24 protein-coding genes and 1 tRNA gene are annotated in these 23,421 nt (G+C 62.2%); 12 read left to right on the top strand and 13 right to left on the bottom strand.

Annotated features, from left to right (window positions below):
• Positions 1-99 precede the first annotated feature (99 nt).
• The 3 genes from JQ632_RS27040 to JQ632_RS27030 all read right to left on the bottom strand — a co-directional run bounded on the left by JQ632_RS27040 (position 100) and on the right by JQ632_RS27030 (position 3,822).
• A complete protein-coding gene (locus tag JQ632_RS27040) occupies positions 100-714 on the bottom strand; it encodes a ribonuclease D (protein WP_212405684.1) in 615 nt (204 codons plus the stop codon).
• A 121-nt stretch (positions 715-835) separates the two neighbouring features.
• Positions 836-2,566 (bottom strand): DUF6798 domain-containing protein, encoded by a 1,731-nt coding sequence (locus tag JQ632_RS27035; RefSeq protein WP_212405683.1) that lies wholly within the window; start codon positions 2,564-2,566, stop codon positions 836-838.
• Positions 2,566-3,822 carry a UbiA family prenyltransferase gene (locus JQ632_RS27030; RefSeq protein WP_312015667.1) on the bottom strand — a complete coding sequence of 419 codons (1,257 nt, stop codon included), beginning with the start codon at positions 3,820-3,822 and terminating at the stop codon, positions 2,566-2,568. Before JQ632_RS27030 ends, JQ632_RS27035 begins: the two co-directional genes overlap by 1 nt.
• A 292-nt stretch (positions 3,823-4,114) precedes the next feature.
• Here JQ632_RS27030 and JQ632_RS27025 point away from each other — a divergent pair, with 292 nt between their 5' ends.
• Complete coding sequence (locus JQ632_RS27025) at positions 4,115-4,369, top strand: type II toxin-antitoxin system ParD family antitoxin (RefSeq protein ID WP_212405681.1); 255 nt, start codon at positions 4,115-4,117, stop codon at positions 4,367-4,369.
• Positions 4,369-4,668, top strand: a complete 300-nt coding sequence (locus JQ632_RS27020) for a type II toxin-antitoxin system RelE/ParE family toxin (RefSeq protein ID WP_212405680.1) — start codon at positions 4,369-4,371, stop codon at positions 4,666-4,668. Before JQ632_RS27025 ends, JQ632_RS27020 begins: the two co-directional genes overlap by 1 nt.
• A 128-nt stretch (positions 4,669-4,796) precedes the next feature.
• On the opposite strand, the gene JQ632_RS27015 is transcribed toward JQ632_RS27020, so the two are convergent.
• Together JQ632_RS27015 and JQ632_RS27010 are read right to left on the bottom strand one after the other, a co-directional pair.
• On the bottom strand, positions 4,797-5,075 hold the full coding sequence (locus JQ632_RS27015; protein WP_212405679.1) for a hypothetical protein: 279 nt from the start codon (positions 5,073-5,075) through the stop codon (positions 4,797-4,799).
• A 621-nt stretch (positions 5,076-5,696) separates the two neighbouring features.
• Complete coding sequence (locus tag JQ632_RS27010) at positions 5,697-6,308, bottom strand: hypothetical protein (RefSeq protein ID WP_249152555.1); 612 nt, start codon at positions 6,306-6,308, stop codon at positions 5,697-5,699.
• A gap of 680 nt (positions 6,309-6,988) precedes the next feature.
• Here JQ632_RS27010 and JQ632_RS27005 point away from each other — a divergent pair.
• The 3 genes from JQ632_RS27005 (at position 6,989) to JQ632_RS26995 (ending at position 9,332) form a co-directional block, all read left to right on the top strand.
• Entirely contained in the window at positions 6,989-7,432 is a 444-nt protein-coding gene (locus tag JQ632_RS27005) for a hypothetical protein (protein WP_212405677.1), read from the top strand.
• A gap of 171 nt (positions 7,433-7,603) precedes the next feature.
• Complete coding sequence (locus JQ632_RS27000; RefSeq protein ID WP_212405676.1) at positions 7,604-8,239, top strand: recombinase family protein; 636 nt, start codon at positions 7,604-7,606, stop codon at positions 8,237-8,239.
• A gap of 391 nt (positions 8,240-8,630) precedes the next feature.
• A complete protein-coding gene (locus tag JQ632_RS26995; RefSeq protein WP_212405675.1) occupies positions 8,631-9,332 on the top strand; it encodes a hypothetical protein in 702 nt (233 codons plus the stop codon).
• 111 nt (positions 9,333-9,443) lie between these two features.
• Here the strand turns inward: JQ632_RS26995 and JQ632_RS26990 are convergent, their stop codons facing one another.
• Positions 9,444-9,680, bottom strand: coding sequence for a helix-turn-helix domain-containing protein (locus tag JQ632_RS26990; RefSeq protein ID WP_212405674.1), 237 nt, complete (start codon positions 9,678-9,680; stop codon positions 9,444-9,446).
• Between the two features lie 118 nt (positions 9,681-9,798).
• Here JQ632_RS26990 and JQ632_RS26985 point away from each other — a divergent pair, with 118 nt between their 5' ends.
• Positions 9,799-10,227: a hypothetical protein gene (locus tag JQ632_RS26985; RefSeq protein ID WP_212405673.1), complete on the top strand. Its 429-nt coding sequence runs from the start codon at positions 9,799-9,801 to the stop codon at positions 10,225-10,227.
• Between the two features lie 588 nt (positions 10,228-10,815).
• Entirely contained in the window at positions 10,816-10,992 is a 177-nt protein-coding gene (locus JQ632_RS26980) for a hypothetical protein (protein WP_212405672.1), read from the top strand.
• Between the two features lie 963 nt (positions 10,993-11,955).
• Here the strand turns inward: JQ632_RS26980 and JQ632_RS26975 are convergent.
• Entirely contained in the window at positions 11,956-13,614 is a 1,659-nt protein-coding gene (locus tag JQ632_RS26975; protein WP_249152553.1) for a tyrosine-type recombinase/integrase, read from the bottom strand.
• Positions 13,615-13,702: 88 nt separating this feature from the next.
• Positions 13,703-13,789: transfer RNA gene (locus JQ632_RS26970), tRNA-Leu, on the bottom strand.
• A 145-nt stretch (positions 13,790-13,934) separates the two neighbouring features.
• Here JQ632_RS26970 and JQ632_RS26965 point away from each other — a divergent pair.
• Complete coding sequence (locus JQ632_RS26965) at positions 13,935-14,900, top strand: complex I NDUFA9 subunit family protein (RefSeq protein ID WP_212405671.1); 966 nt, start codon at positions 13,935-13,937, stop codon at positions 14,898-14,900.
• Between the two features lie 182 nt (positions 14,901-15,082).
• Here the strand turns inward: JQ632_RS26965 and JQ632_RS26960 are convergent, their stop codons facing one another.
• The 3 genes from JQ632_RS26960 to JQ632_RS26950 all read right to left on the bottom strand — a co-directional run bounded on the left by JQ632_RS26960 (position 15,083) and on the right by JQ632_RS26950 (position 18,226).
• Positions 15,083-15,823, bottom strand: a complete 741-nt coding sequence (locus JQ632_RS26960) for an SDR family oxidoreductase (RefSeq protein ID WP_212405670.1) — start codon at positions 15,821-15,823, stop codon at positions 15,083-15,085.
• Positions 15,820-17,157, bottom strand: a complete 1,338-nt coding sequence (locus JQ632_RS26955) for an FAD-binding oxidoreductase (protein ID WP_212405669.1) — start codon at positions 17,155-17,157, stop codon at positions 15,820-15,822. The genes JQ632_RS26960 and JQ632_RS26955 overlap by 4 nt, the downstream gene beginning before the upstream one ends.
• 262 nt (positions 17,158-17,419) lie before the next feature.
• Positions 17,420-18,226, bottom strand: a complete 807-nt coding sequence (locus JQ632_RS26950; protein WP_212405668.1) for an undecaprenyl-diphosphate phosphatase — start codon at positions 18,224-18,226, stop codon at positions 17,420-17,422.
• Between the two features lie 169 nt (positions 18,227-18,395).
• Between JQ632_RS26950 and JQ632_RS26945 the strand changes: the two genes are divergently transcribed.
• Genes JQ632_RS26945 through JQ632_RS26935 form a run of 3 tightly spaced genes read left to right on the top strand, consistent with a single transcriptional unit; the run spans position 18,396 to position 21,061 of the window.
• Complete coding sequence (locus tag JQ632_RS26945) at positions 18,396-19,088, top strand: glutathione S-transferase family protein (RefSeq protein ID WP_212405667.1); 693 nt, start codon at positions 18,396-18,398, stop codon at positions 19,086-19,088.
• A complete protein-coding gene (gene queG / locus JQ632_RS26940; RefSeq protein ID WP_212405666.1) occupies positions 19,037-20,212 on the top strand; it encodes a tRNA epoxyqueuosine(34) reductase QueG in 1,176 nt (391 codons plus the stop codon). Before JQ632_RS26945 ends, queG begins: the two co-directional genes overlap by 52 nt.
• Before the next feature lie 51 nt (positions 20,213-20,263).
• Positions 20,264-21,061, top strand: a complete 798-nt coding sequence (locus tag JQ632_RS26935; protein ID WP_212405665.1) for an acyl-CoA thioesterase domain-containing protein — start codon at positions 20,264-20,266, stop codon at positions 21,059-21,061.
• 77 nt (positions 21,062-21,138) lie between these two features.
• Here the strand turns inward: JQ632_RS26935 and JQ632_RS26930 are convergent, their stop codons facing one another.
• Both JQ632_RS26930 and JQ632_RS26925 read right to left on the bottom strand, forming a co-directional pair.
• Positions 21,139-21,606, bottom strand: coding sequence for a nuclear transport factor 2 family protein (locus JQ632_RS26930; RefSeq protein WP_212405710.1), 468 nt, complete (start codon positions 21,604-21,606; stop codon positions 21,139-21,141).
• Between the two features lie 185 nt (positions 21,607-21,791).
• Positions 21,792-22,580: a carboxylesterase gene (locus JQ632_RS26925; RefSeq protein WP_212405664.1), complete on the bottom strand. Its 789-nt coding sequence runs from the start codon at positions 22,578-22,580 to the stop codon at positions 21,792-21,794.
• A 251-nt stretch (positions 22,581-22,831) separates the two neighbouring features.
• On the opposite strand from JQ632_RS26925, the gene infC reads away from it, so the two are divergent.
• Positions 22,832-23,371 (top strand): translation initiation factor IF-3, encoded by a 540-nt coding sequence (gene infC, locus JQ632_RS26920; RefSeq protein WP_212405709.1) that lies wholly within the window; start codon positions 22,832-22,834, stop codon positions 23,369-23,371.
• Positions 23,372-23,421 lie beyond the last annotated feature (50 nt).

Below are 23,421 nucleotides of genomic sequence, written 5' to 3'. Positions count from 1 at the left end.
ATTGTACCCGGCGCCGCCGGAATATGCAGCCTGCGACAGGTCGTCACGACTGTGTCGGAAACGGGGCGGTGGCGCCCTCCCCCGGCGTGACGGAGCGCCTCAGGAATGCGCAAAAATGTCCTCGGCCTCCCAGCCGCCGAGGTCGAGCTTGGCCCGGGTCGGCAGGAAGTCGAAACAGGCCTGGGCGAGCTGGGTGCGCCCCTCCCGCGCCAGCATGGCATCCAGCCGCTCGCGCAAGGCATGCAGGTGCAGGACGTCGGAGGCGGCGTAGGCGAGTTGCGGCTCGGTCAGGCTGTCAGAGCCCCAGTCGCTCGACTGCTGCTGCTTGGAGAGATCGACGTTGAGCACCTCGCGCACGAGGTCCTTGAGGCCGTGGCGGTCGGTATAGGTTCTGGTCAGGCGCGAGGCGATTTTTGTGCAGTAGACCGGCTGCGGCATGACGCCAAAGGTGTTGTAGAGCACCGCGACGTCGAAGCGCGCGAAATGGAAGATCTTTGTGATGGCGGGATTGCCGAGCAGCGCCTTCAAATTCGGTGCGTCGGTATGGCCCTTCGGGATCTGCACCACGTCGGCGCTGCCGTCGCCGGGCGAGAGCTGCACCACGCAGAGACGGTCGCGATGCGGATTGAGCCCCATGGTCTCAGTGTCGATCGCAACCGAAGCGGTATAGCGGGACAGGTCCGGCAGATCGCCGCGATGCAGGCGTACGGTCATGGCGTTTGAAACCTCAATCGAATAGGTGCCCGGCCCAAGTTACTGCCGGGGGCGGGAACTGGCGAGAGCCGGCCCGCGATGTATCCGCTGGCTGCGGGCCGCGCAAGCGGCTGGGGGCCGTCTAGAACGCTGCGGTCTGCTGTTTGACGGCGGATACGCACAAATGCGGGGTCCGGAACACCACGTCGCCCTGCGCGGGCAACGTCTCGCAAAGCGAGACGATATAGCCGATACCGTTGCGCGCGGCATAGGCGACCCGTGCCGCATGCGAGTCGAGTGCGGCGAGATCGGTCATCCTGATGTGCCAGACGGGATAGTAGGACGGCGTCCACATCGCCGCCGCGCCACGCTTGTAATCGACCCAGACGCGGCGATGCGAGACGAATTCGAACACCGCGCCGCGCGACAGCGCGATGACGATCGGCTCGACGGCCGCGCCCTCCGCGGGCTTTGGCGGAACGATGAAGGTCGCGTCCAGCGGCGTCGCACCGCGCGCCCAGTTGCCGACATCGGTCCATTCGGCAACGGCCTCGGTGTAGAGGCGGTTGATCCTGAAATTTTCCCAGGTCGAGAGCGGCCAGAGCAGCAGGGCACTGCCTGCCAGCGCAGCGTAGCCGATCGAACGATGCGAGTCCGGGACAGCAGTTTGCGCGGGCCGCCGATATTGCAGCAGCAGGATGATCGGGACGGCAAACAGCAGCACCGTCCCCTGGATGCCGAGCGCCAGCACGACGAACGCGCCCGGCAGGAACAACGCCGCGCGGTCATCGCGCAGCCAGTTGGTCGCCAGTGCCGCAACCGCAAGGCCGGCAAGCAGATAGAAGATCGTGCCGGCGCGCAGGAGCTGAAGATTGAGAACAAAGGGCGAGGCGGACAGATAGGGCGCGGCGAACCCGACCAGATAGACCGCCAGCGCGGCGAAATAAGCCCATCGCAGCTCGCGCGCGTCAGCGCCGAACCCCCGGAACGCGACGGCGCCGAGCACGGCCACGGCCAGCGCGCCGACAATGTTCTTGAGCGCGATCGCGTCGATCACGGAATGGCCGGCAAAATATTCGTGCAGATATGCGGGATAATCGAACGCGAGCGGCTTGCCGAATTCCGGATTGGCAAGGATCGCGTGCAGCGCCGGGTAGACGATCGGCGCGGAGATTGCGAGACCGAGCAGCGTGCGCGAACAGATCGCGGCAAAGCTCGTCTCGCCCCTGAGCAAGAGGCTGATCGCGATGACGACGAGCAGCGGCGCGATCCAGACCGCGACGAAGGCATTGACGAAGAAGGTGACACCCAGCGTGAAGGCTGCCGCCGTGAACCGTCCCCTGGCCACAAAATAGATCGCGAAAAGCGCCGTGCCGTTGGCGATCTCCGAATGGGTGAAGTAGTTGACGAACAGACCGCCGGTGCCGGCATGGGTGTAGCCGTCGAGGAAGCCGACCGAACAGAAGATCAGGCTGAAGACGATCTTGTCGCGCCGGCTGATGACGCCGAGCAGCGAGGCGCAGGCGAGGAAGCCGACGAAGGTGAGCAGCCGCGACAGATAGTCGAGGACGAGGAACAGGAGATCGGTATTGCCGACATATCTTTGCGTGTTGTCGAGCAGCACCCAGATGCCCGACGCAAAGAAGCGCAGCGACTGCATGAACGCGTCGCCCTGGTATTGCGGCTCGGCGGGCAGGCCCGCGACGATCGGCAGATGGAACAGATTGTTCTCGATGCCGAAGATATAGCCGGTGCGCAGCATTGACAGCGCGGCGACGACGATTGCGATCACCAGCGTCTCGGTGGCAGCGGAGGACGGCGCGAGCGCGCCCTTGCGCTCGCCGAGAGCCGGACTCGGATGCACCAGCGACATCAGATCGCCGCCAGCATGATGCAGATCATCGCCGCAACGGTGATCCGGCTGGCGCCGTCCCTGAACGTGTAGAGAATGGGATCGTCGGGCATCTCGCGGCGATGCGCCATCATCAGCGCGCGGCCGAACCAGTAGAGCAAGAGCGGGTTGAGCAGCCACAGCATCCACGGACGGCTGTACAGCGTTGCGACCGTCGAGGACGACACATAGAGCGAGAACACGATCACCGCATTCATGCCGCTCGCCGCCGCCATCGCCGCGATGACGCTGAGGTCGGAGATCCGGTAGTCGCGATTGGCGGGATCGGCCAGCCCGGCGCCCTGGCGCATGCTGAGTTCGCTAAAACGCTTGATCAGCGCGAGCGAGGTGAACACGAACAGCGAGAACATCAGCAGCCATTCGGACAGCACCACGCCGACGGCGACGGCGCCGGCAATGATGCGCAGGCTGTATAGGCCCGCCAGCGTCACGACGTCGACCAGCATCTTGCGCTTGAGCACCAGCGAATAGGCGATGGTGGTCGCAAGATAGGCGCCGAGCACCGCGACGAAGAGGCCGGAGATGCAGAGGCTCGCGGCGACCGCGAACAGCCACAGCGCGGGAATGGCGATCAGCGCATGGGCGATCGGCAAGGTCCCGGCGGCGAGCGCGCGGTGACGCTTGGTCGGATGCTGGCGATCGGCCGCGAGGTCCAAGAGATCGTTCATCAGATAGGCGCCGGACGCGCAGGCCGAGAACGCCAGGAACGCCAAAAGGGCGTAGCCGAGCGCCGAAAGGCTCATCTGATGCGCAGTCACCGCAGGCACGAAGACCAGCGTGTTCTTGGCGTATTGATAGACGCGCAGCGCATTCGCCCAGGTCTTCAGGCTGGCACGGCTTCTGCCGTTTTGGCTGCTGATGCGTGCGATGGAGTCGGGCGCAAAAGGCAAGGCACCCGCGACCAGATCCGCCGGCGCGACGACGCCGTCGAAACCGAGATGCGATGCGATGCCTGCGGCATGATCGGCGATACTATCGGCGACGAGATAGATCTTCTCGCCCCGCGCCCGCGCCGCGAGCGCCTGATTCAGCACATCCTGATCGTAAGGCAGGCTGGCATAGTCGACCTCGGCATCGGCGACGAGCTGCGACAGCTCGCTCATGCGCCAGGACCTGATATCGCGAAGATGCCGAAGGGTCTTGCCGGGATCAGAGAACAGCGCCTCGAGCCCGAGGTCCGAGCGCAGCAGCGCGCCCTGGAGATCGATAACCAGCACGCGCCCGGCCACCACCGGGGACGGCGCCGGCTCAGACTGATCAAAATGCTGCCGGAGAGGCTGCTCCATTGCGACGACGCTCTGACTGCCGAGAGATTGCCGGCTGGGCCGCCGGGGAGCAGGGAAATCCACGGGAAAACCGTAATTTCCAATCGCTAAGGACGGCTTAATCCGGCCCTGAAAACCGGGTCGACCCACAGCCAGCCGCGGGTCAACCCTGCGACAACCCATTGAATTAACGTAGGAACCTTGCTAATCAATAACAGTTATTGGAATGCGTGGGAGAGATCGCATGGCGGTGAGCGCAGATTTGGGAGAGGTCCTTGAAAGCTTCGTGGCCAAGCTCGTGGCGTCGGGCCGCTACCACTCCAAGAGCGAGGTGCTCCGCGAAGGCGTGCGCCTGATCCAGGAGCGCGAAGCGAGACTGGCAGCCCTCGACGCATCAATCGCGCGCGGACTGGCTGACGCGGAGGCCGGCCGGGTAAAGCCGAGCGCAGACGTGTTTGACCGGCTGGAAGCGGAACTGGCTGCCAAGACGGACCGCTAGTGAACGTCACCATCACCGCCGCGGCCGAGGCCGATCTCGAGCAGATCGCGACATATGTCGCCGCGCAGAGTCCCGGCAGTGCGCTCAGGCTGGTCCGCGAACTCCGGACGAGGTGCGAATCGTTGCCGGACGCGCCGCGTGCCTATCCCCTTGTGCCACGCTACGAGCGTTTCGGGATTCGCCGGCGTCCCTTCGGCCAGTATCTGATTTTCTATCGTGTCGGTGCGGATACGATCGAGGTCATCCACATTCTGCACGGCGCCAGGGACTACGAGTCCCTGCTATTCCCCGAAGAATGATGGGCTCTTCCTGAACACGGCTACGGATGTCGCCGTAGCCGGCATGCATCGAACCTCTCCGAACGACGCGCGTCATTGCTATCAACGCATTTATCGAAGTCGATCTCGAAGCAGCTCTTCTGCCCGTGTCAGATGGGATAACGCCACTTTAGAGCGCGACGCAGGAGCAGAACGACCACGAAAAGCACCCAGGCCAGGAGCAAGAGCAAAGTCGGGATCGGACCTTGCTGATGGATGTGAGCCATGTACATCGCGAGGCCCAGAAGGGTGACGGCGAGAAGGCTCGTGATCCAATACAATGGCGAGCGCAACAGGCCTGCTGCGGCGTATTCATCTGCCCGTTCGCGAGCGCTTCTCGCGAACCAAATCATGACTGCAAAATATGCGACGATAAACAACCAGCTCATGAGGCTTGCCCCTAAGCCGTGGGGCGAGATGAAAGGGATCCCAACTGCATCTCCGTGGCTTCGACCAAAGTAGCCGCGCAGAAGGCCAACGCGAAGACGAATGACATCGTAATCTCCAGTTGTTCCGACATATGCGCTCGGAAGGTTCTAACGGTGCGTTATCCTGGTCGCAGAGGAGCGCATGGAGACCGCGCGTGAGGCGGAAGATGCGGCTGGAGGAGTCTGCTCGACGAGCGATGTCCCCGTTCAAGACAGGGCAACTACCACTCTTCCCGACAATCAAGCGATTTCAATCGCTTAAGGGGTAAGTGGTGCCCAGGAAAGGATCGGCCGCCCCTTAACCTTTACCCTTGAAACTATGCGAGTTTTCGGCGCGGCCTTCAAGGATGTTACACAGTTAGATTACGCAGCAAGCGCTCAGCCGGACAGCGGAGCGTCAACCAACCGGGATGTCCGCCGCTAGCATTCGAGAGCCGTTGGCCCCGGCCGACATTCGAATACGGGTGTCATACGCGAGAGGTGACCTACGCGACACTCAACGGCGTTTCCCCCCGCGTACGGGTTGGTGTTTAGGCAAGAAATGAATGAAGCGCGGCTAGCTTTCGCTCGGCGCACCGTCGCTTACAAGTTTGCGTTCACTTTTGGCGCGATGGCACCGTCAGATCGAATGGGTTCGACTCGCCGCCGCCGAGCGTTGTAGCCCGATGCATCGCGAGCAGTCTTGTTGAGAGAGGGACTGACACCCGCACGCTTCCCCCAAAAGGTGCCTTGAGGACCGTGAGTCGCGTGAAGGCCCGTCAAATGGAAATGGGCGAGGTAAGCGGGGTCGCAACCTTTGGCGACATAATTGGCGAGAGCCTTGTAGGCGTCTCCAGCGCTCGCTTTCACTAAGCTTACATCAAGGTCGAATGGAGAGAGCGGGCCCTGCACCTTAGCGATCCATTTCGGCAGTTTCGCCAGGAACTCTTTATCGAGACGAGGGGGAACGCGAAGGACCCAGTTCACGTGGGGTGATCCCGGAGCCTCGAAGCTGAAGACGTACATTGGAGGTAACGGATGGCCTAGCTTACGTGCATGATAGGCCAGCCAGTCGCGGTATTTGTGCCGAATGCGCTCGAAGATGGTGGTCGCCGACAGTTCGGCGCTCTCTCGAAGGTGCAGGACTACGTACCGATTTAGGGGCACATCACGTGCTTTCGCATAGTCGAATGCCCTGAAGATGTTCTGGGTCATCTTGCGACTGATGTGTGTTGTATCCCTCTGCATTTTGGGCATGTCGCGGCCACTATAACTATAGAAGGTATGGGAACGCGGTGAGGTCGGTTACGGAGTGATTGGGATCAAGGGCTGCGGTGACGGGCGGGGCGCTCCCCCTTTGGGGTTCGCCCGGAGTTGCCCCCGGGCGAAAAGCTATTGGCGCTTCGGCGCAGCTTAGCGGCACCTACTTGAGGTGCATCGGCCACGCTTTGAAGCCGTAGTCACGAGCATCTAACACGGTGCCGTCGGCGAGAGTGCGATAGCGCCTGAAGATGACTTGGCGATGTGGCTTGGTTGGTTTTCTTCGCATGTTCGTTCTCCTTTCTCCGACGTTCGTGTTGCGACCAGAGAGAAAGGCGAGTATCAGTTGACTTCTCACAGTCGAAAGCGCCTGCCGTCCAGTCGAGTACCTTCGGGTTGTCGGCCTCCCGGCGGCACTGGAAATCGAGTTGAAGCCCTGGGGACCAGCGTCCTCGGGGCTTTTTCGTTTTCCGAGTCGGATGTAGCACAACTCAGACCGGCACACAACCAGACGCCAGCGCCCTTAAGGCCCAATTAAGAATCCGTTAACCAAGATTCCGTCGAAAGAGTTGCGAGGTGCTCGAACAAGGATCATACTGGATTACGGGGATAAAGCGCCGACTTGAGGGCTAGGCATGTCAGACGTTGAAGCAGCACTCAAGAGGCTTCGAGCACTCCGGAGTCAACTTCTGGCCCGACTCAACGAGACGGATCAGACGATTGCTCAGCTTGAGAAAATCCAGGAACGCATCGGGCGTCTGACCGAGCCCACTTTGTTCGACGCTCCCACCGAATGGCCGAGCGCCACGTCACGTATGCGCAACGCCACGCCTCCTCATGAGATTGCTGACCAGGCGGCGAGGCTGATCGAAGAGGCCGGGCGTCCATTGACCCGCAGTCAGATCGTTGAGAAGCTTAGGGAAAAAGGCGTGCAGCTTGTGGGCACTGACATCAACAAGAATGTCGGGACCATCCTCTGGCGCCAAAAGGGACGCTTCGTGAACTTGCCCAAACTCGGCTACTGGCTGGCCGATAGGCCGCTTCCCGGCTTGTACTATCCGGGCTCGGCGCAAAGCTAGGCTCGAAGCCATAAGCCCCCGACCCAACCGCCCCACAGCGCAGATTGTCCGTTAGAGTATACCCTTCCGGTCAGTCGGCGACGCGGTTTTTGCTCGTCCGTTAGGGTTGACTTCCTTCAACGGACATTATACTCAACGGACATTACCCTATCGGACAACAGGGGCCCGCTCATGGCTGTTATCTTCTATGCCCGCGTTTCTACGGCGGAGCAGACCATCGAACACCAGCGCCATCAGGCCGAGGCGGCAGGCTTCAAGATAGACCGGGTGGTTGCCGATCATGGCGTCTCAGGTGTCAGCACTATCCTGGCCGACCGGCCAGAGGGGCGGCGCCTCTTCGACATACTCCGCAGCGGGGACACATTGGTCGTGCGTTGGGTTGACCGACTTGGCCGTAACTACTCGGATGTGTGTGACACCATCCGGCAGTTCATGCGGCAGGGGGTTGTCATCCGAACCGTCATCAACGGACTGGTTTTCGACGGAGCCACGAAGGACCCAATGCAGCAAGCGGTGAGAGATGCTCTGATCGCATTCATGGCTGCAACAGCACAGGCCAATGCGGAGGCGATGAAGGAGGCTCAGCGCAGCGGGATTGCTCTGGCCCGCTCGATGGACGGCGCGGTCAAGTATCGAGGTCGTAAGCCGAGCTATAGCAAGGAGCAGTTCTCGACTGTCTGCGAGATGCTGGGGCTTTCGGCAGGCATCGGAGAAATCGTCAGCGCAACAGGACTCAGCCGGCAAACGATCTATCGAATTCGCGACGACCAGGCGGGAGCCCAAGGCGCCTTGGCACGATGGCGGTAGTAGAACGCCACCGCCCCGCATCCGTTCGCCGCGCTCGCACCGATCTGTGCACCGCACTAGTAGATTGTGATGCACGACACAATCTCTAGTCTACCTGAAAATGGAAATTCGACCCGAAAAAGACCTTTAGTTTCAATGGCCTGTGACCCCACCACTATTGAAGGCCCCCAGGTATTAGGCGCCCATTGTTACCCCACTCAGTGGGTTGGGCAAATCAGCTCTATTCCGCAGCGATATCCGTAGCCGGTGAGTAGCTGCATTTAGACCTCGGGATTTAGAGCCTTAGGGCCTCCCGTGCGCCACCACCTCTGTCGTGCACTTCTCGAAAACACCCTCTACGGCCCCCCTAGCGGCCACCAACCCACCCAACATCAGCCAAAGGAGAACCACAATGGCGAAGCCCTCGCCGGACCGAACCCGTATGCCTGCCTATCCGCCCGTATCGAAGGAGGGGTATCAGGCGCTGTGCACCTTTCTTGACCAAGCCCAAGCACACTGGGCGGACCCATCGGAGCCCGAGCCCGACCTCACCTTACTTTGGGTTGGCATACCGCAAGGGTCCATCTTGGCGCTTACACCCGAGCTAGGGATTCAGGTGAAAGACACAGGTCCGGAAGGCGTCCTCCGCAGTCCCCGGCATGTAGACCCTGAGACGGTAGTCGCCGTCCGCCTGCTACTCCTCGCTGGGGGATCGTTCGGGCTAAACCGCAAGAACATGGATCAACCCAGCCGGAAGGATTACCCGCACCTCCGGTGGTGCATCGCTGGGCGGGACTACAAGGTGCCCTTGCTGCGTCTGATCGCTGACACCCAGGCGGGTTATCAGACCCCTAGCGGGGAAAACCACTACTACCTGCGACGTGCCGACATACCCGACCGTGAGGCGCACCGATCAAGCCTCGACCTCTCGCAAGAAGGCAAACCAACGAAGTCTCCTCACCGGGACCGCGACGACGCCATCGGCCTCGCATGTCGGCTGCTCTGCCAAAATGCCGATAAGCTTGACTTCAAGGTGACGCCCGAGGAGCTTGGTCGGCGGATAGCTCAGGCCTTCGCTCTTCTCGACAGTCGCCCTCTAAAGCCGCCTTCCTAGGGGTTAACGAGGCGACTACAGCGGAGGCGGACTGTCGCCAATCTTAGGGACCAATGCTGGGCCCGGGGTCAGTACTCAATATGACCGATCTGACTCCGGGCAAGATTGGTACTACCCCCGCGACCTCTTATGGGGGACGAGGAGTCGGTCCGGGGTAGTCTTCAGTGCACGCGCCAAGCGGGCCAGAACGATGATGGTGCAGTTGCGGGTGCCTCGCTCGACCTGACTGACATAGGTGCGGTCCAAGCCGGCCTCTAAGGCTAGATCCTCTTGGGACAGCCCTAGACCCTTGCGGGCCCTTCGCACAGCCACCGCCACCACATCGATGATGCCTGTCTCATCTTCCATCCAAGGGAGCAGGCCGCCATGATGACACTCGGTCTACGGACTATGAGTCCCATTTTCTTATTGAGACATGATGACTATCGTCTACCATCGTGTTCAAGCGCCAGCGAGGAATGCAGGAATGACCGCCACCGGAAGCACCGCCCCAAAGTCGCGTGAGGACGACCCCATCAAGGTTATCTTCGACTTAGCCAGCTACTGGGCCACCGTCTGGGGCTTCATCGCGCTTTGCCTCTGGCTCGAACATCAGGTTCTCAACCGGCTGGATATCGAGTCGGGGAGCATCCAAGTCGCCGTTCTCTTGGTGAGCACACCGGCCATCTTCTTGGCAACGGTCACTCGCATTGAGAAGGACCCCAAGGCGCGGCTGATTTTAGAGCGGGTCCGTTACGTCGTGATCTTGGCCGCTGCGGCCTCGCTTGGAGCTTATCTCCATGCCCACCACCAAGACGATTCGTATGAGAATGCCCTGCGCGATGGTGCTGTGCTCGCCTGCTCAAAGATGGCGGCATGCAAAGCGGCAGCAACTGAATATGCCAACACGCGCTAGGAGCAAAACCGATATCGGCTTGCGGGGACAGACCGGACCATCTCTGCTCAAACTGACGAGGCCGCTTGTGACCCAACTCGGACCTCCGACCAGAGCGGGACAATCCGTAACGCTAGGTCTGGAAAGGCTCACTGTTCCCGATCCGTTCCTCGGTGTTGCGATTTGGATCGGAACCGAACGCCGGACATCGGCATATTACGTCATTAGTGCGAACCCTGCGGTTTAGGACCCGTATGCACGAGGTAGCGTCATGAAGCAGCGTCGTCGTTTCAAACACACCTCATCACTTGAAGAACGACTTTCCGAAGAAGCAAAACGCCTACGAGCTGAAGCCAAATTGCTTCCACCGGGCGGGGCGCGGGATGAAATGATCCGGAGAGCCCGGCAAGCCGAAACAGCCTCCCATTTGAACGAGTGGCTTACATCGCCGGGACTTCCACCGGAATAGAAGTAAGGCCGCTCACGGGCTGAGGAACAAGAGAACCCCCGGGCACGTTGAAGCCCATCACCGGCCAAGGCTTCTGCCGTAGGCGTCGGTGGCTGAGAGACCGATTGCGCTCCCGCCTGCATAGTGGAAGGGAGCGCGCGATGGCCGAGCCGTTTAGCCGGGAAGCTCAAGAACTATTCGATGCTTCCGACCGGGCGATTGCCCGCAGTCGGGATCTTGTTGCTCAGCGCCGAGAGATGATGGCGGAATGCGAGAGGAACCGCCGCGAGCAGGAAGCCCGCTTTGCCTTTCGCCGCGCGATACTGAAACCTGAGTAAGTGTTTTGCGTTTCTCAGTCGGTGAACGGCTTGACACCCATGCCCGAGAAATCCCGCCTGGTGCCCCGAGTCCAGATTTTTCGCCCCAGCGAGTATGATCGCGAGCTGGTAGAGCGCGCCCGGGAGGTCGTCAAATTGGCGAAGAAGGTTTTGGCCGAGTCTGATCCATCCATTCTGTTGCGCTGGCGCAGGCCCGAACCGCCTTCGGAGAGCCAGTAAGGCCGCCTCAGTTGGCGGCGTATTTTCTACGTCCACGACGGGCATTTGCTCGCGACCGTCCTAAGTTGAATTTGGCAGTGTCCTAGTTCGCTCTGTCGGCAACCGTACTCCGGTGATAGGGTTCGCTTCATCATCGCCCTGCCCTCGGCTGTTATCGGTGACTGAGAGTGTTGTGCTCCCGCCTGATCCAAGGGAGTGCATCACATGCCGGAATCTCATTCCTCTCGGATGATCGAGCAATCTCGCTGCCCCAAGTGCGAGATTCGCATGATGCTGGTCGGTGTCGAGCCCAGCTTTGCTGGTCCCAATTTGCGCACGCTTGAATGTCCAAAGTGCGAACTGGCCTACAAGGCGCTGGCAGAGGGACCAATGAAGCTGAGAACAACGCGGCTGGCTCGAAAGCGAACTAGGCTGGGGCTGCAAAGAAAGCAACCTCAATAAGGCTGGCCGCTGGGGCCCGGCGGAGGAGCGCAAATGCCGTCAATCGAACAATGCAGAGCCTATGCTGCGGAATACAAAATCCTAGGAGCTGATCCGAAAAATTCAGCCCGCCGGTCTGCCCTGCTTATGAACATTTCACGGAGCTGGACAGCACTAGGGCACCAGCTTGAGAGCCTTGCGGATATCGTGAAATCGGAAGGAAAGTAAGGCCGCCTCGGTTGGCGGCTTCCCTCGTTTAGAATGTCGCCTGTTGGGGCCCCTAGCGACCTCGCAAGCCCCGATGGTTTGTCGTCTAACGGGGGCTCATCCGATCTCGATAGCCGGAAACTTCGCGATAGCGTTTGCCTTCGCCTTGATCGTTACGTCTCCGTAGCCTTCCGAGACATTGCGCGGCGCATGTCCCTGAATGGCATCCAGCACGCGCATCTCAACGCCCTGATCAATGCCGACAGTCTTAAAGCGATGACGCCAGCCGTGGCTTGGATCAACGTTCTTATCCTTCACCGCTTCACGCACGAATTCATTGACCTTGTTCCGCGCCGTCTTCACCGCGTTGCGCACCCCTAGCTCACCCGCCTTTGGGGCAATGAACAGATAGCCACCCTTCGACTTCTCATAGAACTCCAAGAAGCCCTCCTCGATTATTTGCCTGTGAAGTACGACATCCCGCGCTTCATCCGTCTTCACCGGCCCCGCTTCCGGCGTCACATGCAGTACCCATAGCTTGTCTTCGCGCCTGAGGTCCTCCTTGCGAATCTGGATCATCTCGCCCACTCGGGCGCCCGTGAAGGCACATAGCCACGGCACCCATCGCTTGGCCGCCGCCAGCTTCGGGGCTTCCCGGCCGGGCACGAACTCGCGGGCATGCTTCAGGATGCCGATAGCCTCGGAATCATAGAACCCCTTGGATCGGAGCTTGCGCGACTTGCCAACCTTGATGGTTATGCCTTCGGCCGGATTGCTGGGCAGCCGACGATTGACCACCGCCCATCCAAACACCGTCTTCATGCCCGCGAGGTCACTATCCTTCACGGTCTTCGGGCTTACGCCGCTTTGAACGCGGTAGTCTTTGAAGCGAACGATGTCCTCGGGCGTCACCCGGTTCGCCGTGTCATGCTTCAGGAATGTCACGAGACGCGCCATCGAGTTTCGATAACTCTCATAGGTGCTCTGCTTGCGACCGGCCCGCTTGGCTTCCTTCCACCAATCCTCGACTAACCCGGTGAGGGAATTCTTGGAGGCGCCCCGCTTTGGCTTCTCCTTCGGCACATCTGCCGGCGCCTGCCATTCAGGAAAGCGGGCGGCCTTGGGGTCGAGCGAATAGTCTCCCCCAGCGTTCCGTTGGCGGCTCGCGAAGGCGTCACGCAGTGCCATCCAAAAGGCCGTCAGTAAGAGAGCGCGTGATTCGCTATCAACACGGCGGATGCCCTTGGTCAGCAAGAGGCGGTCCACGATGGGCCCAAGCGTCTTCTCTAACTTCTTGGCCTCACCGTCGCCGCCGACCCTCCCCCACATCTCCGTTACGGCCACCCAGTGGGCTTCCTGCTCCTCGTGGCTCTCAGTATCCGGCGCCCAACCAACACCGGGCGTGTGGACCATGGCGACACTCCGGGCGCGGCTCTCGCTGTCCGCCCAAACGCGATAGAGTTCTCCCGCCAAGGCGGTCGCCTGCCGGTGGGTCAGATGCACGGGAGCGTCATTGCGGAGCGCCTCCCAGACGGTTTCCAGATAAGCCGCTGCGAGCGCCTGACGCGTCTTAATCTCGCTGGGCTCTGCGGTGCGAAGGGAGAACCGGACAGCCTGAGCGCCGTCGCTAGGCGTCACGAAAACGAAGCTGTCACCGAGCGGAATTGCCAGTTCGAATCCGATTGCTTTGCGCCGGACATCCGCCGGAATGCGCTGCACGAACCACTGGAATTGAGACCCAACCCGGCGCATCGGCCGAACAACCCTGAACAGCAATGTTACACCCCATTGTTACACAGTCGGGGCCAACGCAACACTCTGATTGGGCTTATGTATCTGGATTTACTTCATATCCAGAATTGTATGGTGCCCAGGAAAGGACTCGAACCTTCACGGCCGTTAAGCCACTGGCACCTGAAGCCAGCGCGTCTACCAATTCCACCACCTGGGCATGCCTATTGGGCACGGGGGCGGTTACTAAGGTTCAGTGACGGTCTTGTCAATTCGTCCGTGGACGGCGGATTGCGCATCGCAAAACGGGCCGATACAAGCCTCCCTTAGGCGCGCCTCCCAAGGAATCCTCAAGGATAGACCCTATGCAATCGAATCTGGAAACTCTCGTCACGGTTTTCGGCGGATCGGGGTTTTTGGGGCGTAGCGTCGTCCGCGCACTGTGCAAGCGGGATTACCGCGTCCGGGTCGCGGTCCGGCGGCCGGAACTGGCTGGTTTCCTGCAGCCGCTCGGCCGGGTCGGCCAGGTCCACACCGTTCAGGCCAATCTGCGCTACCCGGCTTCGGTCGAGGCCGCGCTGCGTGATTCGCATATCGTGATCAATCTGGTCGGCATTTTGGCCGAGAGCGGCGGGCAGACGTTTGACGCCGTCCAGGCCAAGGGTGCCGAGACTGTCGCCAAGGCGGCGGCCGCCGCCGGCGCCAGGATGGTGCATGTCTCCGCTGTTGGCGCCGACGAGCAGTCGCCCTCGGCTTACGCCCGCGCCAAGGCCGCCGGCGAGAAGGCGGTGCTGGCGGCGGTGCCGTCGGCCACGATCGTCCGTCCCTCGGTGATCTTTGGGCCCGAGGACCAGTTCACCAACCGCTTTGCCGCGCTGGCGCGGATGTCGCCGGTGCTGCCGGTGATCGGCGAGACGACCCGGATGCAACCGGTCTATGTCGGCGATGTCGCGACCGCGATCGCGGATGCCGTCGACGGCAAGGCCAAGGCCGGCGCTACCTACGAGCTCGGTGGGCCCGAAGTTTTGACCATGCGCGAGATCATCGAGACCATCCTTACGATCACCGGTCGCGACCGGATGCTGGTGCCGCTGCCGTTTGGTCTCGCCCGCTTCCAGGCTGCCTTCCTGCAATTCGCTCCTGGCATCTTCAAGCTGACTCCGGACCAGGTCACGCTGCTCGAGCGCGACAATGTCGTGTCGGATGCTGCAAAGTCCGCCGGACTGACGCTGGAAGGCCTCGGCATATCAGGCGATTCGCTGGAGGCGATCGCCCCGCAATATCTCTGGCGCTTCCGCGCAGCCGGACAATTCCAGCGCAACGGCGCGTAGGGCGAGGAGCCACTTCGCCTCTCCCCGCTTGCGGGGAGAGGCCGGAATTCGAGCGCAGCTTGAATTCCGGGTGAGGGGGACTCTCCGCGAGTCCAACTGTCACCATCCCTGTGGAGACTCCCCCTCACCCCAACCCTCTCCCCGCAAGCGGGGCGAGGGGGCGCAGCTTCGCTCGTGGCAACCTAGAACTTCAGCTTCTTGAAGATCGCCTCGGGCAGCGTCTTGATGATGAACATCACGAGGCGCCATTTGTTGCTGACGTAGATGACGTCTTTCTTGCGCTCGACGGCGTCGAGGATCGCGTCGCCCACGACGGGCGCCTCGACGGTCAGCGGACCGATCAGCTTCATGCCCTCGGTCATCTTCGTGCGCACGAAGCCGGGCTTGACGGTGATGACCTGCACACTGCTGCGGCTCGCGCGCGCGCGCAGGCCGGACAGGAAGGCCGAAAAGCCCGCTTTCGCCGAGCCGTAGACATAGTTCGAGGCGCGGCCGCGGTCGCCCGCGACCGAGGACACGCCGACGATGGTGCCGGAGCCGCGCGCCAGAAATTTTTCCGCGAACAGGCCGAGGATCAGCGACGGACCCTCGTAATTGGAGCGCATGATCGTGCTGGCGTGGTCGAGATCGCGCTGTGCGGTCTCCTGCACGCCCAGCAAGCCGACGATCGAGACCACGGCATCAGGCAGCGCCGGCAGACCGGCCACAAAACGATCGAACGACGCGGTATCGAGCACGTCGAAACGATGCGTGCTTGCGTTCACGGTGTAGCGCGCGCGCAGGTCTGCCGCGTCAGGCTCCAGCGCGGCTGCGTCGCGGCCGGCGAGCCCAACGTCCCATCCAGCCTTCGCAAAGGCGCGCGCGGTGGCGCGGCCGATGTCGGAGCTGCCGCCGAGAACCAGGACGATCTTGCGAGACGTCACGAGTGCACCTCATCGAGTAGACGCTGCGAAAGTCTTGATCGGATCTTTCCGGACGGGTCGAGCGACATCCGGATGTCCTTGAACCGTTGCAGGGCCGGATAGCCGGCCTCGAACGTCGCGCGCGACTGGCGCGCGTCCTTTGCGAGATAGAGCCGCCCGCCGGCGGCAACGACCAGGCGATCGACTTCGTCGAGAAAGCCCAAAATGCTTCCGGTCATCGGGAAATCCAGCGCCAGCGTGTAGCCCGGCAGCGGAAATGACATGATGCCGTCGCCCTGCCCGAGCTTCTTCAGCACGGCGAGGAACGACGCGTCGCCGCGTTTGGAAACGCGCCCGAGGATCTCGCCGAGTACGTCGCGCGCGCCGTCCTGCGGGATCACGCATTGGTGCTGGACGAAGCCGCGCCGCCCATAGATGCGGTTCCAGGCGCCGACGCTGTCGAGCGGGAAGAAGTAGGGGAAGATCGACACCAGATTGGCGTGGCCTGCGCGGCGCGCGCCCATCCGGAAATAGAGCTCGTTGAAGGCGCGGACGCTGTAGCGGTTCAACGTCATCGACGGCAGGTCGACGGGCACGTTGAGCCGCGGATCGGCGCCGCGAGGAAACTTGTCTGCGTCAGGCGAGATTTCGGAGGCACGCGCGTGCTCGCCGAGATAGATCAGCGAGCGGCCGAGATTGTTGCCGCTTGCCACGCAATCGATCCACGCCACCGAATAGGTCGCGGCATCGCCGGCATCGAGCGCCTTGATGGCATCGCCGAGATTTTCGGCCGGGATGACCTGCTCGCGGATCCAGCCGGTCTCGACCTTCCGCAGCCGCAACGTTGCTTCGAGGATGACGCCGGTGAGACCCATACCGCCGATGGTCGCGACAAACGCGTCCGGGTTCTGCTCGCGCGAGACTTCGATCGTCTCACCCTGTCCGGACAACAGCAGGATGCTCTCGACATAGCGGCCAAACCCGCCCTCGCAATGATGGTTCTTGCCGTGGACGTCGGCCGCGATGGCGCCGCCGATCGAGACGAACCGCGTGCCCGGCACGACATAGGGCAGGAAACCGCGCGGGCCAAAGGTGTCGATGACATCGGAGAGCAGCACGCCGGCTTCGAGCCGGATGCGGCCCGTTTCGGGATCGAACGACCTGACGCGGTCGAAGGCCGTCATGTCGATGGTCTGGCTCTGGCCTATCCCGGCGTCGCCATAGGCACGGCCGTTGCCACGCGCAACGCCGCCGGAAATGCGCGCGATGGTTGCGCCGACCGCTCCGAATGAGCGCGGCCTCAGGACATCGGTATCGACGACCGGGAAACGCCCCCAGCCGCTGACCAGCGCCATGTTCAGCTCCCCTGCCAAGCGCGCACCTCGCGCCTCGCTCGAAACTGCCTACCGTTCAAAAGCTTATATTGCGTTGAGATAAGACCGCGATTTGATCAGTTGAACTGGCGCGGCATCGGGACTTCCACCTCTCCCTTGGGAGAGGTCGGCGCGTAGCGCCGGGTGAGGGGCTACGGTCTCACGTTGGCGCAGCACCCCTCACCCGATTTGCTGCGCAAATCGACCTCTCCCCGGCGGGGAGAGGTGAACCGAGGAAGTGTCGTTACCGTCCGAGCGCCAGCGCAATCAGGCCGAGCGAGCCGACGATGACGCGCCACCAGGCGAACAGCCCGAAACCGTGGCGCGTGACGTATCCGAGGAAGGTCTTCACCACGATGATCGCGGTGATGAAGGACACCACGAAGCCGATCGCGATAATGCCCATGTGATCGGTCGTCATCTCCGCACGGTTCTTGTAGAAATCGTAGGCGAAGGCGCCGATCATGGTGGGGATCGCGAGGAAGAAGGAAAACTCCGCCGCGGCGCGCTTATCCGCGCCGAGCAGCATGGCGGCGACGATGCTCGCGCCCGAACGCGACACGCCGGGGATCATCGCCACGCACTGCGCGATACCGATGAGCAGGTAGGTCAATAGCGGGAAGCGCGTGGCGTCGTGCTCGCGCGGCTTGAGGTCGAGCTGATCGACCCAGAGCAAAATGGCGCCGCCGACGATCAGCGTGAAGCACACCACCCACGGATTGAACAGCATGCTCTTGATGTATTTGCCGGCGACAAGGCCGACGATGACCGCAGGCAGGAACGCGACCAGGACGCCGATCACGAAACGGCGCGCATAGGCATCGCCTGAGAACATGCCGATCGCGACGTCCCACAATTTCTTGAAGTAGAGGCCGACGATCGCAAGGATTGCGCCGAGCTGAATCAGGACCGTGAAGGAATCCCAGAAGGCGCCCTCGCCGAGGCCGAAGAAGCGCTCCGCGAGCAACAGATGTCCGGTCGAGGACACCGGAAGGAACTCGGTCACACCCTCGATGATGCCGAGGATCACTGCCCGTATTACATCTGACATATTTACGGTCCATTTCGGCTGGAAAAGCGGGGCTCTTCTCGCCTATTCGCCCCCGTGCCGCAATCGCGAAATTGCGAAAACACGCCTTGCCTCGCGGTTTTGGAGGACTAGTGTGGCGCCGAACAACCATTGATGGATTCTTAAGCATCCTCGCCATAGCAAAGACTACATGTTCACGCTGTTTCATCATCCGTTCTGCCCGCACTCGCGCTTCATCCGCCTGATCATCGGCGAGTACGGGCTCGACCTGAAGCTGGTGGAGGAGCGGCCTTGGGAACGCCGCGAGGCATTTCTCGCGCTCAATCCGGCTGCCACCACACCGGTCCTGGTCGTGGAGGGACAGCCGCCGATTCCGGGTGCCGGCGTGATCGCCGAATATCTCGATGAGGTCCATGGCGCCGAAATGGGCGCCAAGCGACTGATGCCGGAAACTATTGCCGAGCGCATCGAGGTGCGCCGGCTGATGGCCTGGTTCAACGAAAAGTTCTTCGAGGAAGCCTCCCATCCCCTGGTCACGGAGCGCATCTACAAGCGCTTCATGAGCGAGGAGAACGGTGGCGGCCCGCCCTCACCCGACGTGATGCGCGCCGCCAAGTCCAATGTGCGCTATCATCTGGCCTATATCGGCTGGCTGGAGCAGACGCGAAACTTCCTCGCCGGCGACCGGCTGACCTATGCGGATCTCGCCGCCGCGGCGCATCTTTCGGCGATCGACTATCTGGGCGACGTGCCATGGAGCGAGGACGCAGCGGCAAAGGCGTGGTACGCGCGGGTGAAATCCCGCCCGTCGTTCCGCCCGCTGCTGAGCGAGTGGCTGGCCGGCGTGCCGGCGTCGCGAACCTACGTGGACCTGGATTTCTGAACCGCGACCTTTCCGAACTTAAGACGGCGCTGACGCGCGAGGCGCAGGCGCTGGGCTTTGACGCGATCGGGATCACCGAGCCGGGCGCGATCGAAAACGCCGGACAATATTTTCGCGAGTTCATCGCCGCGGGCGGGCATGGCGACATGCACTGGCTTGCGGCGCAGCCGGAACGGCGTGTCGATCCGCGCGGACTGTGGCCCGACGTGCGCTCGGTGATCATGCTGGGCGTCAATTACGGACCCGATCACGATCCGCTCGACATCCTCGCCCAGCGCACGCACGCGGCAATCTCGGTCTATGCCCAGGGCGACGATTATCACGACCTGATCAAGAAGCGCCTGAAGACGCTGGCGCGATGGCTGGTCGCGACCGCACCGTGCGAGGTGAAGGTGTTCGTCGACACCGCGGCGGTGATGGAGAAGCCCTTGGCGCACGCGGCGCATCTGGGCTGGCAGGGCAAGCACACCAATCTCGTCTCGCGCGAGTTCGGTTCATGGCTGTTCCTGGGCGCGATCTACACGACGCTCGAACTGCTGCGCGACGATGCCGAGATCGATCATTGCGGCTCCTGCCGCGCCTGCCTCGACATCTGCCCGACATCAGCCTTTCCCGCACCCTACAAGCTCGATGCGCGGCGCTGCATCTCGTATCTCACCATCGAGAACAAGGGGCCGATCCCGCAGGAGTTTCGAAAAGCCATCGGCAATCGCATCTACGGTTGCGACGATTGCCTCGCCGCATGTCCCTGGAACAAGTTCGCCAGGGAAGGTCGCGAAGCAAAACTCGCCGCGCGTGACGAGTTGCGGGCGCCGAGCCTTGCCGAACTCGCGCGGCTCGACGATGCGGCGTTTCGTGCGCTGTTCACGAAGTCGCCGGTCAAACGCATCGGCCGCGATCGCTTCTTGCGCAATGTGCTGATTGCGATTGGCAATTCGGGGGACGCTGACTTGGCGGAAGAAGCGCGGCGGCTGTTGAGCGATGCGAGTCCGCTGGTGCGTGGCGCGGCGGTGTGGGCGCTGGCGCAGTTATTGTCGCGAGATGAGTTCGCAGCAATGCAAGCGACTGCGATCGCCAACGAGCACGACGAGAGCGTGCGAGAGGAGTGGCAGATCGCCTCCTGACTACGACACGCACCCTTGATTTCCCCGCCCGTTGCTTCAAGGTCGCGCGTCATGAAAAACATGCCTTTCTTCACCCGCGACGGCGACACATTCCATCCGACGGAAGTCGCCAATGGTCCGTGGGATCCAAAATCGCTGCACGGTCGCGTCATCATCGGTCTGCTCGGCTTTGCCATCGAGGAGCGCCATTCGGGGCCTGAGTTCGTGCCGGCGCGGCTGACCGTCGACATGTTTCGCCTGCCGACCATCGACAAGCCGATCGAGGTCACGACGCGGCTGGTGCGCGACGGCCTGCGCATCCGCGTGGTGGAAGCCGAATTTCTCTCCGGCGGCGTCAGCATGGCGCGCGCCTCCTGCCAGCTTTTGCGCCGGACGCAAAATCCGGACGGCAATGTCTGGTCGCCGCCGAACTGGGATGCGCCGAAGCCTGCGGACATTCCGCCGCCGACCGATCCGCGGCTCGGCATGAACGGCAAATGGGCGACGCGGCCGATCGTCGGCCGCATGGGGTCACTCGGCCCACGCCGTCTCTGGATGAGCGAGATGCGCGAGCTGGTTGCTGGTGTGCCGATGACGCCGTTCGTGCATGTCGCTGTCGGCGCGGATTTCGCCAGCCCCTTCGCCAATGCCGGCGACAAGGGACTCGGCTACATCAACAGCGACGTGACGATCTATCTGCACCGCCTGCCGTTGACGAACTGGATCGGCTTCGAGGTCGTGAATCATCAGGCGACCGAAGGCGTCGCGATCGGCGAGTGCTGGCTCTATGACGAGCAGGGCCCGATCGGCACCGCCACCGTCGCTGCGCTGGCGCAGCGCAAGCCGATAGCAAAGCCCCCGCCGCCGTAGGAGCGACGTTCCTCTCTCCTCCATCATTCCGGGGGCGCGACGAAGTCGCGAGCCCGGAATGACGAGGTGGAGAGACTTTACCCCAGATGCCGCTGCATCTCCGGCCGCGCCTTCAGCGCGGCGCCTTGCTTGGCGACGATCTTTGCGATGCGCTCGGGCGCGAAGTTGAGATCGACGAAGGCCGGCGCGGTGTTGGCGACCTCGTGGTAGCTCGCGATCTTGCCGTCCCTGAGCTTCACGATGGCGACGCCCTCGAACATCGCGCGCGCGCCGTTCGCTTCCGGCAAGGTCGAGCGATAGCTGAAGGTGTAGCGCGCGTAGAGCGTGGTGCCGTCGGACACGGGGTCATGCATGACCCAGCGAAAATCGGTCGCCGTGCGATAGAACCAGTCGTCGATCATCTCGGCAATTTTTTCACGGCCCGCGAAGGCGCCATAGAACACGTCGTGATAGACGCCGTCCGCGGTGAACAGTTCGGCAAACCCCTTGCCGTTGCGGCTCTCGACCGCGTCGCAGAAGGCGCGCAGCATGGCGGTGGTGGTCATCATCTTTGCCTCCCCGGTCGTTTCTTCCCCTCCCCCCTTGTGGGGGAAGGTGGCTCGACGCGAAGCGGCGAGACGGGTGAGGGGTCTGTCTCCCGCGAGCACTTCTCTTGATTGGATCTCGCGGAAACAACCCCTCATCCGGCGCTTCGCGCCACCTTCCCCCACAAGGGGGGAAGGAAGAAAGTTCACCCGATCTCCGCCACCGCGGCAAGGATGCGCGCGATGTCCTGCGGGCGCGACAGGCGGTGGTCGCCGTCCTGGATCATGGTCAGCACGACGTCGTCGGCCGGCAGGCGATGCGTCAGCGCAAAGGCGTGCTGCCAGGGCACGTCGGGATCCTGCGCGCCCTGGAGAATGCGCACGGGACAGCCGACATCGATGGCGCTGCCGAGCAGGAGATGATTGCGCCCCTCCTCGATCAGGTTCTTGGTGATGGGATAAGGCGAGCCGTCGCCATATTCGGATGGTCGCAGCCACATCCCCTTGGTTTCGATCGCCCGCTTCACCTCGGCTGAAAAATTTTTCCACATCAGCTCTTCCGTGAAATCAGGCGCCGGCGCGATCAGGACGAGACCTGCCAGCGACGCCTTGGCTTGCTGCCGCTTCCTGATCTCGCGTGCCAGCAGCAGCGCCATCCAGCCGCCCATTGAGGAACCGATCAGGACTTGCGGCCCTTCGCAGAATCGCTCGAACACGGCGACGCTTTCCTCCAGCCAGCGTCCGATCGTCCCTTCGGCAAAGTCGCCGCTGGATTCGCCGTGACCGGAATAGTCGAACCGGACGCAGGCGCGGCCGCGGTCCTGCGCCCATGTATCCAGCGCCAGCGCCTTGGTGCCCTGCATGTCCGACTTGAAACCGCCCAGCCAGAGCAGCCCCGGGCCTGTTCCGGCGCGGCGGCGCACCGCAATCCGGCGGGCGGAGGGGCCTGCGCCCATTTCGATGAAGGCCGGGGCGTCGTCGGGCGAGCTGGTCATGGAACGTTTACTCTTGCTGTGCGGTTTGAGCTGTCCTGCCCGGTCCGGCAGCCACCGCCGACGCCGGCATTGTCCCATTGGGACGCTTGCGGAACTGACGCAAGGTGTCTATGTCGAGCGGCGTGTCGATGGGCGTGACCAAAATGCCTCGCATTTGAGGGTTTTTCACTTGCCGCAGGCGCGACTTGCTTGCCGGCCAACGCATCTTCCTTCAAACTACCCGCTTCGTTCACAACTTTGGAGAACCAACCATTCGCCGTCCTAATAAAGCTCCGCCCGCTGCCAGCAAAGACGGGCCGCGCATCAATGATGATATTCGCAATGCGCAGATCCAGCTGATCGACCAGACCGGTGAAAACAAGGGTACGGTCGAAACCATGGTCGCCATCAAGATGGCCCAGGAAGCCGGCATGGATCTGGTCGAGATTTCGCCGAATACCAGCCCTCCCGTCTGCAAGATCATGGACTACGGGAAGTACAAATATTCCGCCCAGAAGAAGGCCGCTGAAGCGCGCAAGCGGCAGAAGATCGTCGAGGTCAAGGAGATCAAGCTCCGCCCGATGATCGACGATCACGACTACGACGTGAAGATGCGCGCGATGCAGCGCTTCTTCGAAGAGGGCGACAAGGTCAAGATCACGCTGCGTTATCGCGGCCGCGAAATGGCGCACCAGGAGATCGGCACCAAGCTTTTGGACAAGATCAAGAGCGACGTCGCCGAGCTCGCCAAGGTCGAGCAGGACGCCCGGTTCGAAGGTCGCCAGGTCGTCATGGTGCTGGCGCCGCGCTAGGTCCAGCGCAAGGTTGGAGTTCAACGGCCCGTCAGGCGATCTGGCGGGCC

Origin of the sequence: Bradyrhizobium liaoningense, from assembly GCF_018130955.1 — a bacterium.
Classification (GTDB): domain Bacteria; phylum Pseudomonadota; class Alphaproteobacteria; order Rhizobiales; family Xanthobacteraceae; genus Bradyrhizobium; species Bradyrhizobium liaoningense_C.
This window is presented reverse-complemented; position numbering and strand designations above follow the sequence as displayed.

Excerpts from the sequence above, each read along its gene's own strand:
- JQ632_RS26985 (WP_212405673.1), top strand. The coding sequence starts at position 9,799 with ATGACCGCCACCGGAAGCACCGCCCCAAAGTCGCGTGAGGACGACCCC.
- JQ632_RS26930 (WP_212405710.1), bottom strand. The coding sequence starts at position 21,606 with ATGACCACCACCGCCATGCTGCGCGCCTTCTGCGACGCGGTCGAGAGC.
- JQ632_RS27010 (WP_249152555.1), bottom strand. The coding sequence starts at position 6,308 with ATGACCCAGAACATCTTCAGGGCATTCGACTATGCGAAAGCACGTGAT.
- JQ632_RS27005 (WP_212405677.1), top strand. The coding sequence starts at position 6,989 with ATGTCAGACGTTGAAGCAGCACTCAAGAGGCTTCGAGCACTCCGGAGT.
- JQ632_RS26945 (WP_212405667.1), top strand. The coding sequence starts at position 18,396 with ATGTTCACGCTGTTTCATCATCCGTTCTGCCCGCACTCGCGCTTCATC.
- JQ632_RS27000 (WP_212405676.1), top strand. The coding sequence starts at position 7,604 with ATGGCTGTTATCTTCTATGCCCGCGTTTCTACGGCGGAGCAGACCATC.
- JQ632_RS27040 (WP_212405684.1), bottom strand. The coding sequence starts at position 714 with ATGACCGTACGCCTGCATCGCGGCGATCTGCCGGACCTGTCCCGCTAT.
- JQ632_RS26935 (WP_212405665.1), top strand. The coding sequence starts at position 20,264 with ATGAAAAACATGCCTTTCTTCACCCGCGACGGCGACACATTCCATCCG.
- JQ632_RS26980 (WP_212405672.1), top strand. The coding sequence starts at position 10,816 with ATGGCCGAGCCGTTTAGCCGGGAAGCTCAAGAACTATTCGATGCTTCC.
- JQ632_RS27015 (WP_212405679.1), bottom strand. The coding sequence starts at position 5,075 with ATGAGCTGGTTGTTTATCGTCGCATATTTTGCAGTCATGATTTGGTTC.
- JQ632_RS26925 (WP_212405664.1), bottom strand. The coding sequence starts at position 22,580 with ATGACCAGCTCGCCCGACGACGCCCCGGCCTTCATCGAAATGGGCGCA.
- JQ632_RS26995 (WP_212405675.1), top strand. The coding sequence starts at position 8,631 with ATGGCGAAGCCCTCGCCGGACCGAACCCGTATGCCTGCCTATCCGCCC.
- JQ632_RS27035 (WP_212405683.1), bottom strand. The coding sequence starts at position 2,566 with ATGTCGCTGGTGCATCCGAGTCCGGCTCTCGGCGAGCGCAAGGGCGCG.
- JQ632_RS26965 (WP_212405671.1), top strand. The coding sequence starts at position 13,935 with ATGCAATCGAATCTGGAAACTCTCGTCACGGTTTTCGGCGGATCGGGG.
- JQ632_RS27025 (WP_212405681.1), top strand. The coding sequence starts at position 4,115 with ATGGCGGTGAGCGCAGATTTGGGAGAGGTCCTTGAAAGCTTCGTGGCC.
- JQ632_RS26990 (WP_212405674.1), bottom strand. The coding sequence starts at position 9,680 with ATGGAAGATGAGACAGGCATCATCGATGTGGTGGCGGTGGCTGTGCGA.
- JQ632_RS26955 (WP_212405669.1), bottom strand. The coding sequence starts at position 17,157 with ATGGCGCTGGTCAGCGGCTGGGGGCGTTTCCCGGTCGTCGATACCGAT.
- JQ632_RS26950 (WP_212405668.1), bottom strand. The coding sequence starts at position 18,226 with ATGTCAGATGTAATACGGGCAGTGATCCTCGGCATCATCGAGGGTGTG.